The following is a 16,441-nucleotide window of genomic DNA, read 5'->3' on the forward strand; positions in this document are numbered from 1 at the left end:
GCCATTGGTGTTGCTGTTCAGGAGGCTAGCGCCGGAAGAACAGTAGTAAAGCTGGATGACGCTGTTACTGATGTGAAACTGACAGATGTTCTTTCTCAGATTACATATGAGGGAGATTCCAGCCTTAAAATCGGAGAAGACGGAACTTTAGTCAGTACAACAGAACCGTCCCCTACCCCAACTCCTGCAGAAGAAAAACTGAAAGTAACAGGAAAAGAATGCAAATGGTCAGGAAGTAGTACTGTTAAAATTAAGTTCCAGTCAAATGTAAAAGGTACCTATTATATTGACTGGGTAAAACGTGGTGAGAAAGCACCAACAATCGATACTTCCAGAGTAGGCGCGCCTATTGAGGCTGATACAAATGTAACAGCAAAAGTTACTGATCTTCCTGACTATGATGTTGATATTTATGTATGTGTGATCAGTGATAAGGATAAGAGTAATTATGGCTCTGTAATGTTCCAGCCTGATCCAAAAGAACGTCCTGTTATACCTACACCATCTCATACTCCGGTAGTACCCGATGTAAAAGAGAGTGTTGTACAGGGATTTGAGAAAGCACTTGTGTTCTATCCCAAAACTTTTTATGACTTCAAGGTAATTGGTGCGGGTACACAGAATAATAATCCAGGAGAGGGAGATGTAAGATGGGTTCCTTCAGGATGGAGTATGTCTTCCAATCCATCTTCATGGAATCCATCATGGAAGATTGGTGCAAAGGATGGTATTTATACAGATACAGAGAAAACATATACCATCTATATTAAATATAATAAACAGGTATACAGTGGAAATGACTGGCAGGAAACAGATGCTTCCGAAGTTCTGTCCTATCAGTTCAAGGCAGCTCCTCTGACACAGGCCACTACCACACCAGGTGCAAACGGAACAAACGGAGACGGAACAGGATCCGGCGACGGAACTACAGATGGAGGAACTACAGATGTAACTCCTACCACCTATGCAGATGGAGCAAACGGAACAGCGAAATCAGCAGTATCCACAGGTGATGAATCACCGATCGGAACTATGCTGGCTCTTGCTGCAGCTTCTGTTCTTGCAGGTGGTTACGTACTGATAAGAAGACGTAAAAAAGAAATGTAAATATAATCCAATTATTTTTAAGAGACAGGTCTTATGGCCTGTCTCTTTTCATATATATAATAATAATAATAAGGCAGCCATTCAGCCGTCCATACAGGTCAGAATCCGGAATCTGATCCAGGCTGCTGAACATTTGCCAAAAAGGAGGAAAGAATGTATGTCAACAGAACAGATGGGAACTTATGAAAAAATATACTTCGCATTGTGGGAACTCGGACAGAGATATGGAAATTTTGTCCAGTTCAGAGTGATCGGAAGAAGTCATGATGACAGAATGATCCCCATGCTTGAGATTGGAAAGGGTGATACCTGCATTATCTGTCTGAGCGGAGTGGAAAGCGGAGACAGAAATCTCCCGGAATATCTTTTGTCCATTGCAAAAGATTACTGCAGATCCTATGAAAGCAACTGGACCATCGGAGAAAGTTATGAAGTTCGTAAACTTCTGGATAAGGTTCGTATCTGTATGATCCCCATGCTGAATCCTGACAGCTATGAGATATGTGAATACGGATATGGTGCCATACATAATCCCATCCACAGACAGATGCTGAAAATGCAGGACAGGCCTGTGGAAGAGTATGAATGTAATGCCAGGGGAATTGATCTGCGCAGAAATTTTCCGACTAATTATTATCAGCGGAAAAGAGTGAATCAGGAGCCTGCCAGTGAGAATGAGACTCGTGCCCTGATCAGCATTTTTCAGGAATATTCAAGCCTTGGCCTGCTTACATTCAGTTATTCCAGAGGGAAGATCGTTTACTGCAGACAGGAGAAAGGCTTTGCCTACAATCAGAAAAATTACAGACTGGCAAGGCATTTACAGAAATGTTCCGGCTATCGTCTGGAAAAAGGGATTGCAGGTGGTGCGAGAGTCAAAAAAGCCGGAGCAAAACCTGAGATGGGATCTCCGGAACAGTTTTATGCGGAAGTAATCCGTCAGCCCTCTCTGGCAATTGAGATTCCGGAATACCGCAAGGACGATATGGAAGAACTGCGTCTGATTCCACTTGAATATCTTTATTCTTTAAACAGCGGCATATTGGCAAACGCATAAATCCGTCACACAGTCAAAGAAAAACAGTCTCTGAAAATAAAAAGTAATAAAAACATGTAAAAACAGAGATTAGCGTTTGACATAAAGCCATAGATTCTGTATGATAAAAAGAGTGCCCCGAAATGTTGTAAACAGAAAGATGAGGAATCAATAGTGAATAATAATACACAGGAAAGTAAAATACAGTTAGAATATATCAATAAATGTACAGAGCTTGTGAAGGAAAAATATAAAAAGGCGCCAGCTTTCTTTATCCAGAATGCAGGCTGCCAGATGAATTCCCTGCAGACGGATACAGTGGCCGGTATCGTGAAACGTATGGGCTATACAGAAGTATCCAGAGAAGAAGATGCAGATGTTGTCATCTATAACACCTGCACAGTCCGGGAGAATGCAAACCTGAAGATTTACGGTCATCTTGGCCATCTGAAAAGTATTAAGAAAAAGAATCCTGAACTGAAGATTGTATTGTTTGGCTGCATGATGCAGGAGCCGGAAGTAATTGAGAAGATCCACAAAGAATATTCTTTTGTTGATCTGGTTTTCGGTACCCATAACTTCCATAAGTTTCCGGAGCTTTTCTACAGAAGCTTAAATACGGAGGGACAGATCATTGATGTCTGGAAGGAATCTGATGAAATCGTGGAGGGTATGCCTTCTGACCGTAAATATTCCTTTAAAACGGGTGTCAATATTATGTTTGGCTGCAATAATTTCTGCAGTTACTGTATTGTACCATATGTAAGAGGAAGAGAGAAGAGTCGCGAACCGGAGGCGATCATAGAAGAGATCAAGGGTCTGGTGGCTGACGGTGTAACGGAAGTTATGCTTCTGGGACAGAACGTTAATTCCTATGGAAAGACACTGGAACATCCGGTTACTTTTGCACAGCTTCTGAAACAGGTGGAAGCAATTGAAGGATTAAAGAGAATCCGTTTCATGACTTCCCATCCGAAGGATCTGTCTGATGAACTGATCCGGACAATGGCAGAGAGCAAAAAAGTGTGCCATCACCTCCACCTTCCCATGCAGTCCGGAAGCAGCCGAATCTTAAAGATCATGAACCGCCGTTATGACAAAGAAAAGTATCTGGAGCTTGTAGCCAAGATCCGTAATGCCGTACCGGATATTTCCCTTACTACAGATATCATTGTAGGTTTTCCGGGAGAAACGGAAGAGGATTTCCAGGATACTCTGGACGTTGTGGAAAAATGCGATTTTGATTCTGCGTTTACCTTTATTTATTCCAAAAGAAGCGGCACACCTGCTGCCAAAATGGAGAATCAGGTACCTGAGGATGTGGTAAAAGACCGTTTTGACCGTCTTCTTGCTCTGGTTCAGGAAAAAGGCCGAAAGGCTTCTTCCCGTTTCGAGGGAACTGTTCAGGAAATCCTTGTAGAGGAAGAAAGCAGAGAAAAAGGTATCTTTACAGGAAGAACAGAATATAACCTTCTGGTCCATTTCCCGGGATGTCAGGATCTGATCGGTAAATATGTAAAAGTAAAACTGGATACCTGCAAGGGATTCTATTATTTCGGAAGCCTTGCAGAATAAAAATGATGGCTGTTTCTGAACAGCAATATAAAGGACTTCTACAGAAGCCCATATCAATTTGGATATAGAGGGTGGAAGATAAAAGTGAAACAAAATAAATACGAAATAGATATGTGTAACGGAACCATCATGGACAAGCTGATTTCCTTTTCACTGCCGCTGATGCTGTCCGGAATCCTGCAGCTGATGTTTAATGCTGTGGATATCATAGTGGTGGGAAGATTTAGCGGAAGTCAGGCACTTGCAGCCGTAGGCTCAACCACAGCACTGATCAATGTGTTTACCAATCTGTTTATTGGTATCTCACTTGGTGCGAATGTACTTGCTGCCCGGTTCTATGCGGCAGGAAAAGACCGGGAAATGTCAGATACCGTTCATACGGCTGTAACTCTTGCACTGGTAAGCGGTATCGTCATGGCATTTGTGGGACTGATTTTTTCCAGATGGGCTCTGGAACTGATGGGTACCCCGGACGATGTGATCGGACAGTCTGCACTGTATATGAAAATCTATTTTCTGGGTATGCCGTTTTTTATGCTTTATAATTATGGAGCTGCGATTCTGCGGGCTGTAGGAGATACGAAACGTCCACTGATCTTTCTGGTTATTTCCGGTGTTGTAAATGCAGTACTGAATCTGATCCTCGTGATCATGTTTCATATGGATGTGGCGGGCGTAGCCATTGCTACTGTGATCTCCCAGTTAATTTCCTGCATTCTGGTACTCAGATGTCTGCGTACATCGAAAACCAGCTACCAGCTTCATTTTGGAAAATTAAGGATCAATACTGTTTACTTAAAACAGATTTTCCAGGTTCGGGATTCCGGCCGGGATCCAGAGCACAGTCATTAATCTGTCAAATGCTCTGCTTCAGTCCTCGGTTAACTCCTTTGGATCGACCGCCATGGCAGGGTATACGGCGGCCAATAATATTTTCGGTTTTCTGTATGTGGCGGTGAACTCTGTCACACAGGCATGTATGAGCTTTACCAGTCAGAACTATGGTGTGCATAAATTTAAACGTATGGATAAGGTTCTGGTCGACTGTCTTATTATTTCCGTAGTTACCTCCTTTTCCCTTGGATGCGGTGCATATTTCTTCGGTTCTGAGATTCTTAAGATTTATACTGCCGATCCGGAAGTGATCCGCTGCGGACTGGAAATCCTGTCTTACACTACCGTACCTTATTTTCTCTGCGGGATTATGGATCTGTTTCCGGGTGCCCTGCGTGGAATGGGACATTCCGGCGTTCCAATGATCCTGTCAGTGATCGGAACAGTAGGAACCAGGATCGTATGGATATTTGGAATATTCCCGCATCACAGATCACTGGCTGTTCTGTTTATTTCCTATCCTGCATCCTGGATGCTGACGATCATTATGCAGGTCACCTGTTTTTATTTTGTCAGAAGAAAAGTGCATAGAGTATAGGTCTTTGAGCTTTTGCGAAAAATAATTACCGGCAGAATATTACCGGCGGTTATTTTCTGTGAGAGCTCTTTTTTGTGTTACTGCTGCTTACTCTGTCCACAGTAACTAATCTTTTTGTTTCCGATATGAAAAAACAGTATTGACAAATACCCCATAAGGGTATATAGTGACTACTGTAAAGATACCCCGTAAGGGTATTTTGAAATCGTTATATGTTTCAGAAATTTATATAAAACAGAGCTTATTTATAAAAATGTACTCTCGGAGTCTTTATTGCACTTGCTTTTATGGCTGATTTTTCGCCAGATGCACCCGCATTTTATCAACGTACGCACCGCGTACGCCTCAAAAATTCGGGCACATCTGACAAAAAATCTTCTCATAAAATCAAGTACAAAAAGATTCCGAGAGTACATAAAAATCAGAAGGAGGATTTCCCATATGGCAGATACACAGGAGAAAAAAGTCTGTCCCTGCTGCACAAAACACACAATGCGTTCTGAGGAGGAGAGAAAGAAGCTGATCAATCGTCTTAAACGTGTGGAAGGACAGATCCGAGGGATTATCGGTATGCTGGAGAATGATGCGTACTGTAACGATATCCTGATCCAGTCCGCAGCAGTCAACGCAGCAGTGAACGCATTTAACAAAGAACTGCTTGCCAGCCATATCCGCAACTGTGTGGCAAGAGATATCCGCGAGGGCAAGGATGAGACGATTGATGAGCTGGTGGCTACTTTGCAGAAACTGATGAAGTGAAGGCTGTGTGTTCAGACTATTATAGCATCAGAGTACAGCAGAATAAAGATCTGGGAACTGCAAAGCAACAGAGCAGTAGATATCAGGTAAGGAACAACAAGTCGTAGGAGGAATAGAAATGGAACAATACAATGTAACCGGAATGAGCTGTGCGGCCTGCAGCAGCAGAGTGGAGAAGGCCGTATCCAGGGTTCCGGGTGTGACATCCTGTTCGGTCAGTCTGCTGACCAACTCCATGGGAGTAGAGGGAACTGCCGGTTCAGGTGAGATCATCAAGGCTGTACAGGATGCAGGATACGGAGCATCCTTAAAGGGGGCATCCGGGGAGCAGATATCTGCTTCTGCGGCAGAGGAGGCACTGGAAGACCATGAAACACCGGCGCTGAAACGAAGGCTGATCGCATCTGTAGGCTTTCTGCTTGTGCTGATGTATTTTTCCATGGGACATATGATGTGGGCCTGGCCTCTTCCGGCATGGTTTAATGATAATCATATTGCCATGGGACTGGTGCAGCTTCTTCTCGCCGGAATCATAATGGTCATTAACCAGAAATTTTTTGTCAGCGGATTTAAGAGCCTGTGGCATCGTGCACCAAATATGGATACCCTTGTGGCACTTGGCTCCATGGCATCCTTTTTGTGGAGTGTTTATGTACTTTTTGCAATGACAAGGGCACAGGTAGACGGAGATTCGGCGGCAGTTATGAATTACATGATGGAGTTCTATTTTGAATCTGCAGCCATGATCCTTACCCTGATCACAGTTGGAAAAATGCTGGAAGCCCGATCTAAGGGAAAGACAACGGATGCGCTGAAAGGTCTGATGAAGCTGGCACCTAAGACAGCAGTTGTTGTCCGGGACGGACAGGAAGCTACTAGTGCCCATCGAACAGGTCCGAAAAGGTGATGTTTTTGTGGTACGTCCCGGTGAGAACATTCCGGTGGATGGAGTGGTCCTTGAGGGGAGACAGTGCTGTCGATGAGGCGGCACTTACAGGGGAAAGTATTCCTGTTGACAAGAATCCGGGAGATGCCAGTCTCTGCTGCGACCGTAAACCAGTCTGGATTTATCAGATGCGAAGCTACTAGGGTAGGCGAGGACACTACTCTTTCCCAGATTATTAAGATGGTAAGTGATGCGGCTGCAACAAAAGCTCCTATTGCAAAAATCGCAGACAGGGTTTCCGGAGTTTTTGTTCCGGCAGTTATCAGTATTGCGGTTATCACCACCATTGTCTGGCTGCTGACAGGAAAAGAGTTCGGATATGCACTTGCCAGAGGTATTTCTGTTCTGGTCATCAGCTGTCCCTGTGCCCTTGGGCTTGCCACACCGGTTGCCATTATGGTAGGAAACGGAATGGGGGCCAAAAACGGAATCCTGTTTAAAACAGCAGTATCCCTGGAGGAAGCAGGTAAGATCCAGATCGTTGCATTAGATAAGACAGGAACTATCACAAAGGGTGAACCGCAGGTGACAGATATGGTTCCTGCAAAGGGAATCTCAGAGGAAGAGCTTTTAGGCTATGCCTATGCACTTGAGAAGAAGAGTGAACATCCTCTTGCAAAAGCCATTATTGCCAGAGCAGAAGAGAAAAAGATTGTTTTGCAGAAGGTTTCTGATTTTCAGGCTCTTCCTGGAAACGGTCTTCGTGCAGCATTAAACAGTGATGTGCTTACAGGCGGAAATATGAAATTTATCAGCAATGAAACCTCTGTATCACCGGAACTGATGAAGCAGGCAGAAAAACTTGCAGGAGAAGGAAAAACACCACTTCTTTTTGCAAAAGGCAGGAAGCTTCTCGGCATGATCGCAGTGGCAGATGTTATAAAAGAGGACAGTCCTCAGGCAATAAAAGAACTGCAGAACATGGGAATCAGGGTAGTAATGCTTACCGGTGATAATGAACGCACAGCAAAAGCGATCGGAGCACAGGCAGGAGTGGACGATGTAATTGCAGGTGTTCTTCCGGATGGCAAGGAAAGTGTGATCCGTTCTCTGAAGGAACAGGGAAAGGTTGCCATGGTAGGAGACGGAATCAATGATGCCCCTGCACTTACCAGGGCAGACATCGGTATTGCGATCGGTGCAGGAACAGATGTTGCCATTGATGCCGCAGATGTGGTATTAATGAAGAGCCGGCTCAGTGATGTACCTGCTGCCATACGTTTAAGCCGGGCAACATTGAGAAATATCCATGAGAATCTTTTCTGGGCATTCTTCTACAATGTGATCGGTATTCCACTGGCAGCCGGTGTATGGATTCCGATTTTCGGATGGACACTGAACCCCATGTTTGGTGCAGCTGCCATGAGCCTTTCCAGTTTCTGTGTGGTAACCAATGCACTGAGACTGAATCTCTTTAAGGTACATGATGCTTCCAGAGACAAAAAAATAAAACAGAATGTGGAAGAAATCCATTATATTTCAGCTAATGCAGAAATGAAAAACGTAACAGAAAACAAAAGTCTAAAGGCAGAGAATCCAGACTTTTGCAACAGTGAAATTCATGATCCAAAAGATCAGGAAAATATAAAAGAAAACAAGGAGAACAAAGAAATGACAACAATCACAGTAAACGTAACAGGAATGATGTGTGGACATTGTGAAGCACATGTGACAAAGGCAGTAAAAGAGGCATTTGGAGTGGAAGATGTAGTTTCCTCCCATGAAAAAGGAACCACGGTGATCCATGCTCCGGAGAAACTGGACGAGGATAAGATCCGCGAAGTGATCAAAGAAGCCGGCTATGAAGTAACTGGTATCACACAGGAATAAAAAACAAAAAGGGGATTTTATGGAAAACCAGAACCAGACACCACATAAAAGACGTGTCCGTTATAAAGGAAAATATCCGAAGAAATTCGAAGAGAAATACAAGGAATTACAGCCTGAGAAATATAAAGATACCATTGAACACGTGATTCAGAAAGGAAATACCCCGGCGGGAATGCATATCTCCATTATGGTTAAGGAAATCCTTGATTTTCTTAATATCCAGCCGGGCGAAACTGGATTTGATGCCACATTGGGCTATGGCGGCCATACGAAAGCGATGCTTCAGTGTCTGAATGGCAAGGGCCATATTTATGCAACAGATGTAGACCCTGAGGAATCCGCCAAAACAAAGAAACGTCTGGCAGAGCAGGGATTCGGGGAAGAACTGCTGACAGTAAAGCTTCAGAACTTCTGCACCATTGATGAGATTGCCAAAGAGGTTGGAGGATTTGACTTTATTCTGGCAGATCTCGGTGTTTCATCCATGCAGATTGATAACCCCAAAAGAGGTTTCTCTTTTAAAACAGACGGACCTCTGGATCTGCGCCTGAATCAGGAAACCGGCATCAGTGCAGCCCAGCGTCTGGATACCATTTCCAGAGAGGAGCTTGCGGGAATGCTCTGTGAAAATTCTGATGAACCATATTGTGAGGAACTCGCCAAAGCCATTACCGATGAGATCCGCAGGGGAAATCATATTGACACTACCACAAAACTGCGTCAGGTAATCGAAAAAACTCTTGATTTCCTTCCTGAAAAGGAAAAGAAAGAGACAATTAAGAAAACCTGCCAGCGAACCTTCCAGGCATTGCGTATTGATGTTAACCATGAGTTCGAAGTATTGTATGAATTTATGGAGAAGCTTCCGGATGCTTTGCGTCCGGGCGGACGTGTGGCAATCCTTACCTTTCATTCCGGTGAAGACAAGCTGGTAAAGAAAGCGCTTAAAGCAGGATACAAGGAGGGAATCTACTCAGACTATGCAAAAGATGTGATCCGCCCCTCAGCCAAAGAGTGCACACAGAATCCAAGAGCCCGTTCCACAAAGATGCGCTGGGCTATAAAGGCTGAATAAAGTTCTAATAAATGTTTGTGAATTACTCGGTAACTGAGTTACCAGAGCATCTGAAAAAAGGCGGGATACCGCCTTTTTTCAGGGTGCATCCATGACGCCACTACTGTTTGCTCTTTAGAGCTATACAGCTGCTTTTATTATTTCCGGTGTTTTCAGTCCGGTTACGGACAGTTCTTTTGCACTGTCCACTGTAAGAAATCAGATAACACAGGAAAGTATACAAAGTTGCATTATTTTGTAGAATTGCTATGAACTATGAACAATTGACGTATTTTGTAAACAAAAGTATACTATGCTTATTAAAAGAACGAAGGAAAGAAGCCAGGAGATTACACCTGACAACAGAGGAGTAATATGGGGAAAGGAATTGAACGGTATGGCTACTGATGAAGAGCTTTATGGGCAATATCTGAGCGGTGACGAGACAGGACTTGAACTATTGATAAAAAAATACGGCGATCCATTGACCTTATACATCGATGGTTATCTGCATGATGTCCACGAAGCGGAGGACTTAATGATGGAAACCTTTTCCTGGCTGTTTACGAAAAAGCCCCGCATCCGGGATGGATGTTTTAAGGCTTATCTCTATAAAGCAGCGCGTCACATGGCATTACGCCACAAAAGCAGACGACGGATTATCTTCAGTCTTGACGACCTGACCAGAGAACCGGAGGCACAAACGCTGGTGGAGGAGATCGTCCGCACAAAGGAACGAAATCAGATCCTGCATCTCTGCATGGACGAGTTAAATTCAGATTATCGGGAAGCTCTTTATCTGACCTATTTTGAGGGTATGAGCTATCAACAGGCTGCTAAGGTCATGGGAAAAAGTGTGAAACAGATCACAAATATGGTGTACCGGGGAAAAGAGCGTTTACGCGGATTATTGCAACGGGAGGGTATTACAGATGTTGAAAAATGAGGAACGAATTGCTGAAGTAAAACGGCGTATTGGGGAAAAAGAACGACAGCAGAGACTGAGGCACAGACGGATTGTCTCCGCATTCTGCATAGCGGCATGCCTTGCAGTAATCGTTGGTGTTTCCTTTGTCATGCCAGGTATTGTCGGACAGATTGAGCCCGGTGCTTCTTCCGGCTTTGAAACAGCAGCAACAATTTTAGGCGGCGGCACCGCACTGGGATATATGGTGATCGGACTGCTCGCTTTTATTCTCGGCGTGTGCGTGACGGTTCTGTGCTTCCGCATCCGCCAGCTGGACAAAGAGGAGCAGACGGAGGAACAAAAGGGGGACAATGGAGATGGAGCTGATCAATAATCTTTTTCAATTCGCTGTCACCCTGCTGGGCTTTTGTCTGAGTGGTATCTGGTATCTGAAAGATCGAAAACAGACCTGTTTCCTGCTGACCTGTTTTTACGGCTGCTTTGCCCTTGGCTCTCTTTACTGGACGCTGTATCTGCTTCTGTTTTCTGAAACGCCGCAGGTCTTTTATGTGTCAGAGTTCGGCTGGATAGCCAGCGTGATTTTTCTTTATCTTCTGCAATACACCCTTTCTTCTGCGGAGGAAAGAGACTTTTCGACACGGAAATCTCTGATAGCTCCTCTGATTGGCATTCCGCTTTGTGTGTTTTACTGTACCTTTGGGGATGTTCTCTCCAATTTGCTCTGGTGTAGCATGATGATCGTTGTTTCTTATCATTCCATCAGAGGGCTTATTTATGCTCTGATACAGACGGGAACGGCACGTAAGATCCGGTATTTTCACATTGGGGTGCTGTGCTATGTGGCGGTGGAGTATGCTCTTTGGCTCTCCGGCTGTCTGTGGCCGGGTTATTCCATTTCCAATCCCTATTGCTGGTTTGATCTTCTGCTTACAGGCTGCCTGTTCGCACTGCTCCCGGCCACAGGAAAGGCGGTGCAGACATGACCTATATTGAAAATGTATTTCTCTGCATTGCTTCGCCCCTGTTGATCGCGGCTCTGTGTATGGGAAAGCGGCAGAGAAAATTCTTTCTGTTCTGCCTTGCCGGAATGGGTGCCTGTCTGCTGTCTGCTTACATCAACACCTTTTTTGCCGCACTTTATAGAGCGGACACCTTTACCACTACTACAGAGATCGCCCCGGTGGTGGAGGAAGTGATGAAATTTCTGCCATTGCTCTTTTATCTGCTGATATTTGAGCCGAAAAGAGAGCAGATAAAAAATACAGCTGTAGTTATAGCTCTTTCCTTTGCCACATTTGAGAACGTCTGCTACCTGATCCAAAACGGAGCCGGACATTTTTCTTTTATTTTCTTCCGTGGTATTGGGACTGGAGCCATGCATGTGATCTGTGGAGCCATTGTCGGCGGTGGTCTTGCATATGTGTGGCAGAGAACATGGCTGAAGATTGCCGGAACCTGCGGTCTGCTGGGAGCAGCAATCACTTTTCACGCAATTTATAATCTTCTGATCGCCTATGGCAGTGCAGCACAGTATATTGCTTATCTGTTGCCTGTACTGATCCTGGCAGCGGGAAAACTGATCTTCCGCAGTTCAATACAATAATATAACCTGATTTTCCGCTTTTGGGAGCTGTTTCGGCAGCTCTCAAATTTTTTTGAAAAAATTTGATTTTCAGGTGAGAGTTTTTCGCTTTTTTTGTACCTATATAAGTGAAAGACTTTTTAGGACTTTTTTGTGAAAGGAGGATGGAAGGCATGTATGATACAGAAAAGCGTATCGAATTGGTAAAAAAACGAATGCATGAATACCACCGCCGCCAGGAGCGGCGCACAGTCTGCCGGCTGTCTGTTCTGTGTACCCTGTTGTTCCTGTCTCTCGTGGGAACAATGGGGATGATGCAAAGCCAGCCAATAGACATCACGGGAATGTACGGCACAATCCTGCTGCATGAGGACGCAGGCGGTTATGTGTTGGTGGCTGTCATTTCCTTTACTGTGGCAGTCGTGATTACTGCATTATGTATCAAATTCAGAAAAAGAGGACAAAAGAGTCAAGACGTAGAAGATCATGTATTAAAGAAAGGAAAGGTGGAAGTATGAAGAAAAAGTGTTTCAAAAAAACTGTTTCATGGGCATTGAGTATCGTTATGTCCGCAACGATGGCGGTAACTCCGGTATTGGCAGACACTTTTACTGATGGTAGTCAGCTGATCGTTTCCGAAGATGCAGGAGAAGAGACTCCGGCAGCTACAATATCCGATGCAGAAGACGAAGGTATGATGGAGCCAGAACATACCTTTGAGATCGAAGATAACTGCGAAGATTCAGGACGTACCGGATTTTCCAGCGAAAATGAGGCAAGCGGGTTTTCCGATGACAGCGTTCTAGCTGCGCAGACAGAAGAAAAAGCGGCTGTTTACCTGGATCCGTCATCTGGAAACGATGGTAATACTGGAGAGAGTGCTAAGTCTGCCGTAAATACTCTTTCGAAAGCCGTAGAGCTTGCACAAGGTGGCGATATTTTTCTTCTTGATTGTGTGGAGGTCGATAGTGATATCAAACTGAGCAATGTGACATTTCGCCCTGGAAAAAGCAATATGTCAGGTATGCTGTATATAAGTAGAGGTAAGGTAACATTAGAAAACATAATAATAAATAATAAAACACCGGATGGTAAGTCTTGCCAGTTCTCTAATTATCCTATTGAAGTGACTGGAAGGTTGGCAACATTGACTATAGCGGATGGTACTGAGATTGGACCGTTCCCGGGAAACAGTTGTATTATTGTATCACACGATAGTACTGTAAATCTGAATGGTGGTAAAATCCTGGGAGATAAGCAGAACACAGTTGAATATGGCGGTGGAATATATGCGGAACATGCAACTGTCAATGTGAATGGAGGTACAATCAGTGGACATAGTGCAACGTATGGCGGTGGAATATTTTCGTCTTACTCAAACATTAAAATAAACGGGGGTACAATCAGTGATAATCAGTCAATAAGAGGCAGTGGAATATATGCGATAAATGATTCAAACGTAAGTTTAAAAGGAGGCAGTATTATTCATAATAAAAGTGGACAGGGCGCAGGTGTCTACTTGTCTATTTCTAAATTGTTTATAAATGGGGAAAGCTGCCAGATCACCCAAAATACAGTAACAACAGAACCTTCTCCTAAAGATATGCGCGGCGAAGGTGGCGGAATTTATCTGATTTATTCTGAAGCAGAAATTGAATCTGGAACCATCAACAAAAATACAGCCATTGCAGCAGCTCCTGACGAAAACGGTAATATCCAGGGCGGATTAGGTGGTGCAATTTCAGCAAAGTATTCAAGAGTAACCATCAAAGGAGATACAAAAATCCGTAATAACAGTGCGGGTAACCGTGGAGGTGCGATATACACAGAGGGAACGAACAATGATTCTAGTCTGCTTAATATAGAAGGTGGAACTATCAGCGGCAATCATGTGAATGGAAGCGGAGCCGGTATATTCGCTATATGTTCTAGGGGAAACAAACATAATATGGATGTGAACATTTCCGGTGGAACGATAACAAATAATTACAGCGGAACAGGAGAGAATGAAGAAGAAAATGCGATCGTCTTGATGGGGTGGGATCCGAATCTGACTGAAGATACCGGTTTCGCAGATCTGCATCTTAGTGACAGTCCGGTAATAACGGGAAGCGTAACACTTTCAGATGATAATAATTATGGGCCTCGTATATATGTAGGTAAATCTTTGCAATTATCAGACAAACATATTTTGGTGACACCTACATATGGAAAAGCTGATTTAATTGCGGTTGAATATGAGAATGATTCAGCAGCTGAATCGTTTGAGTCACAATTCTATTCAAATGGTATGAGCAAACTGGTAAGAGATGGAAAGTATTTAAAATGGGCTCTGGTAAAGCCAAAAGTCCAAGTTTCAGCGGACAAAGAAAAAGGCTGTCCGTCTTCTAAAATTGTTTTAACGGCAAAGGCAACGCATGTGCTTGACGATAAAGGCATTACGTACAGCTATCAATGGTATAAAGATGATCAGATCCTGAATAGTCAGACAGGAGAAACTCTTACAGTCTCTGAGGCGGGAACCTATAAAGTGGAGGTAACAGCTACAAGTCAAGCAGGAGTGAATTCCACAGAGACAGCATCTATTGTAATTCCTGCGTTTGAACATTCTTATTCCTGGCAGTTTGATAAAACAAATCACTGGGAGCACTGCAGCATTGGAAATGAGAATACAACTCAGGAAGCACATACATTTGGTAACTGGGTAGTGACAAAACAGGCATCAATCGGAGCAGAAGGAGAGAAGGAACGAACCTGTACGGTTTGTGGATACACAGAAAAAGAAACAATCCCATCGATCTACATCCCAAGCTACCCTGTAACAGGTATCAAGGTATCTCAGGACACCCTTATGCTTACAAAGAAGGACGAGACTGCACAGCTTTCCGCGGAAGTGGTTCCATCATATGCAGATAATACGCGGGTAACATGGAAGTCCAGTGATGAAAGTGTGGTAACTGTAGACGAAAAGGGTAAAGTAACCGCCGTTGGAAATGGAACAGCTACAATCACAGTCACATCCGTAAGCGGAAATTATACCGCAACGGTAGCCGTAACCGTAAAGATTCCTGTAGAAATTGAGAAGATCTCGATTGAAGCAGAGAAGGAAACACTGACGAAGATTGGTGAATCCACAGAACTGAAAGTTAAGATCGAACCTGAGAACGCAGACGCTCAGAAGCTGATCTGGAAGTCTGACAATGAAATGGTTGCTGCTGTAGATGAGAATGGTAAAGTAACAGCAATCGGAAATGGAATGGCAATAATCACAGTAACTACAGAGTATGGAAAAAACACAGCTTCAATAATAATCACAGTGAAGATCCTTGATAAGCCTGTAATTAACAAAACAAAAGGGTTCGGACGCTTAAAAGTCCGTTCTGTAAACCAGACGAAAACTTCCATAACCTTAGAATGGAGTAAACTTGATGGTGTGGACGGATATTTGGTATATGGAAACCGCTGCAATACAAGTACAAAGACATACAAATACAAAAAGCTTGCCACTATTACAAACGGACGTACATGGACACATAAAAACCTGAAGAAAGGCACTTTCTATAAATATATCGTAAAAGCATATAAGATAGTAGATGGCAAAAAGGTAGTGACAGATACATCTGCCTCCATACATGTAATCACACAGGGCAGCAAATACGGAATTGCAAGATCTGTTTCCGTAACTAAGATCGGAAACAAAAAGAATGTTTCAAAAATAACCCTGAAAAAAGGAAAAACAGCACAGATCACAGTAAAAGAAATAAAAAAGGACAAAAAGATCAGACACCACAGAAATCTCTGCTATGAAAGCAGCAATACAGCAGTAGCCACTGTTACCCCGGAGGGGCTTATCCAGGCAGTTGGTAAAGGAACCTGTACGATATGGGTATATGCACAAAATGGTGTATATGCGGCACTGACTGGTGACTGTGAAATGATAAAACATGATATCATCTGAATATATATAAACTACGGCCACCAGCTAATCCAGTGACCATAAGCAACGGGGCAGCACACATTTCAGCAAGAGTTGGATCGAAGCGTTTTGTTTTTTATATTCAAGTACTGACGAAAAAAAGCCATAAGTGACTCCAACAGCTATCATTTGTTCTGATTCTGTTTTCTACAAAAGAAATAAAAAATATTAAGATATTAGAAAATCATAGGTATATAATCTTTAACACCAAAAACC

General features: G+C 43.6%; 11 protein-coding genes and 2 pseudogenes. All 13 read left to right on the plus strand.

Annotation, left to right across the window (positions count from 1 at the left end):
* Window positions 1-1,107 (plus strand): LPXTG cell wall anchor domain-containing protein (locus AC075L_RS17695; RefSeq protein ID WP_476387977.1); only part of this gene is annotated, 1,107 nt, incomplete at its 5' end.
* A 157-nt stretch (window positions 1,108-1,264) separates the two neighbouring features.
* Complete coding sequence (locus AC075L_RS17700) at window positions 1,265-2,164, plus strand: M14 family zinc carboxypeptidase (protein ID WP_008703215.1); 900 nt, start codon at window positions 1,265-1,267, stop codon at window positions 2,162-2,164.
* Between the two features lie 153 nt (window positions 2,165-2,317).
* Window positions 2,318-3,718: a tRNA (N6-isopentenyl adenosine(37)-C2)-methylthiotransferase MiaB gene (miaB, locus tag AC075L_RS17705; RefSeq protein ID WP_227194489.1), complete on the plus strand. Its 1,401-nt coding sequence runs from the start codon at window positions 2,318-2,320 to the stop codon at window positions 3,716-3,718.
* A 111-nt stretch (window positions 3,719-3,829) separates the two neighbouring features.
* Window positions 3,830-5,150, plus strand: a pseudogene (locus AC075L_RS17710) (MATE family efflux transporter).
* A gap of 441 nt (window positions 5,151-5,591) precedes the next feature.
* Window positions 5,592-5,909, plus strand: coding sequence for a metal-sensing transcriptional repressor (locus AC075L_RS17715; protein ID WP_055052769.1), 318 nt, complete (start codon window positions 5,592-5,594; stop codon window positions 5,907-5,909).
* A 118-nt stretch (window positions 5,910-6,027) separates the two neighbouring features.
* Window positions 6,028-8,685: pseudogene (locus AC075L_RS17720) on the plus strand (heavy metal translocating P-type ATPase).
* A 19-nt stretch (window positions 8,686-8,704) separates the two neighbouring features.
* Complete coding sequence (gene rsmH / locus AC075L_RS17725) at window positions 8,705-9,760, plus strand: 16S rRNA (cytosine(1402)-N(4))-methyltransferase RsmH (protein WP_055059502.1); 1,056 nt, start codon at window positions 8,705-8,707, stop codon at window positions 9,758-9,760.
* Between the two features lie 292 nt (window positions 9,761-10,052).
* Complete coding sequence (locus AC075L_RS17730; RefSeq protein ID WP_055052772.1) at window positions 10,053-10,685, plus strand: RNA polymerase sigma factor; 633 nt, start codon at window positions 10,053-10,055, stop codon at window positions 10,683-10,685.
* The gene (locus tag AC075L_RS17735) at window positions 10,672-11,040 is read left to right on the plus strand and encodes a hypothetical protein (protein ID WP_055052824.1); all 369 of its coding nucleotides are present in this window, start codon (window positions 10,672-10,674) and stop codon (window positions 11,038-11,040) included. Before AC075L_RS17730 ends, AC075L_RS17735 begins: the two co-directional genes overlap by 14 nt.
* Entirely contained in the window at window positions 11,024-11,650 is a 627-nt protein-coding gene (locus AC075L_RS17740; protein ID WP_055052825.1) for a hypothetical protein, read from the plus strand. The genes AC075L_RS17735 and AC075L_RS17740 overlap by 17 nt, the downstream gene beginning before the upstream one ends.
* The gene (locus AC075L_RS17745; protein ID WP_020993918.1) at window positions 11,647-12,270 is read left to right on the plus strand and encodes a PrsW family glutamic-type intramembrane protease; all 624 of its coding nucleotides are present in this window, start codon (window positions 11,647-11,649) and stop codon (window positions 12,268-12,270) included. The genes AC075L_RS17740 and AC075L_RS17745 overlap by 4 nt, the downstream gene beginning before the upstream one ends.
* Window positions 12,271-12,422: 152 nt before the next feature.
* Window positions 12,423-12,767 carry a hypothetical protein gene (locus AC075L_RS17750; protein ID WP_020993917.1) on the plus strand — a complete coding sequence of 115 codons (345 nt, stop codon included), beginning with the start codon at window positions 12,423-12,425 and terminating at the stop codon, window positions 12,765-12,767.
* Window positions 12,764-16,207 carry an Ig-like domain-containing protein gene (locus AC075L_RS17755; protein ID WP_476387978.1) on the plus strand — a complete coding sequence of 1,148 codons (3,444 nt, stop codon included), beginning with the start codon at window positions 12,764-12,766 and terminating at the stop codon, window positions 16,205-16,207. Before AC075L_RS17750 ends, AC075L_RS17755 begins: the two co-directional genes overlap by 4 nt.
* Window positions 16,208-16,441: the final 234 nt, after the last annotated feature.

It is taken from the genome of Blautia sp. ZXY-1-B12 (assembly GCF_056339915.1).

Bases quoted from the DNA above. Each gene is read 5' to 3' on its own strand.
- AC075L_RS17700 (WP_008703215.1), top strand. From the start codon at position 1,265: ATGTCAACAGAACAGATGGGAACTTATGAAAAAATATACTTCGCATTG.
- AC075L_RS17715 (WP_055052769.1), top strand. From the start codon at position 5,592: ATGGCAGATACACAGGAGAAAAAAGTCTGTCCCTGCTGCACAAAACAC.
- rsmH (WP_055059502.1), top strand. From the start codon at position 8,705: ATGGAAAACCAGAACCAGACACCACATAAAAGACGTGTCCGTTATAAA.
- AC075L_RS17730 (WP_055052772.1), top strand. From the start codon at position 10,053: ATGCTTATTAAAAGAACGAAGGAAAGAAGCCAGGAGATTACACCTGAC.
- AC075L_RS17735 (WP_055052824.1), top strand. From the start codon at position 10,672: ATGTTGAAAAATGAGGAACGAATTGCTGAAGTAAAACGGCGTATTGGG.
- AC075L_RS17740 (WP_055052825.1), top strand. From the start codon at position 11,024: ATGGAGCTGATCAATAATCTTTTTCAATTCGCTGTCACCCTGCTGGGC.
- AC075L_RS17745 (WP_020993918.1), top strand. From the start codon at position 11,647: ATGACCTATATTGAAAATGTATTTCTCTGCATTGCTTCGCCCCTGTTG.
- AC075L_RS17750 (WP_020993917.1), top strand. From the start codon at position 12,423: ATGTATGATACAGAAAAGCGTATCGAATTGGTAAAAAAACGAATGCAT.
- AC075L_RS17755 (WP_476387978.1), top strand. From the start codon at position 12,764: ATGAAGAAAAAGTGTTTCAAAAAAACTGTTTCATGGGCATTGAGTATC.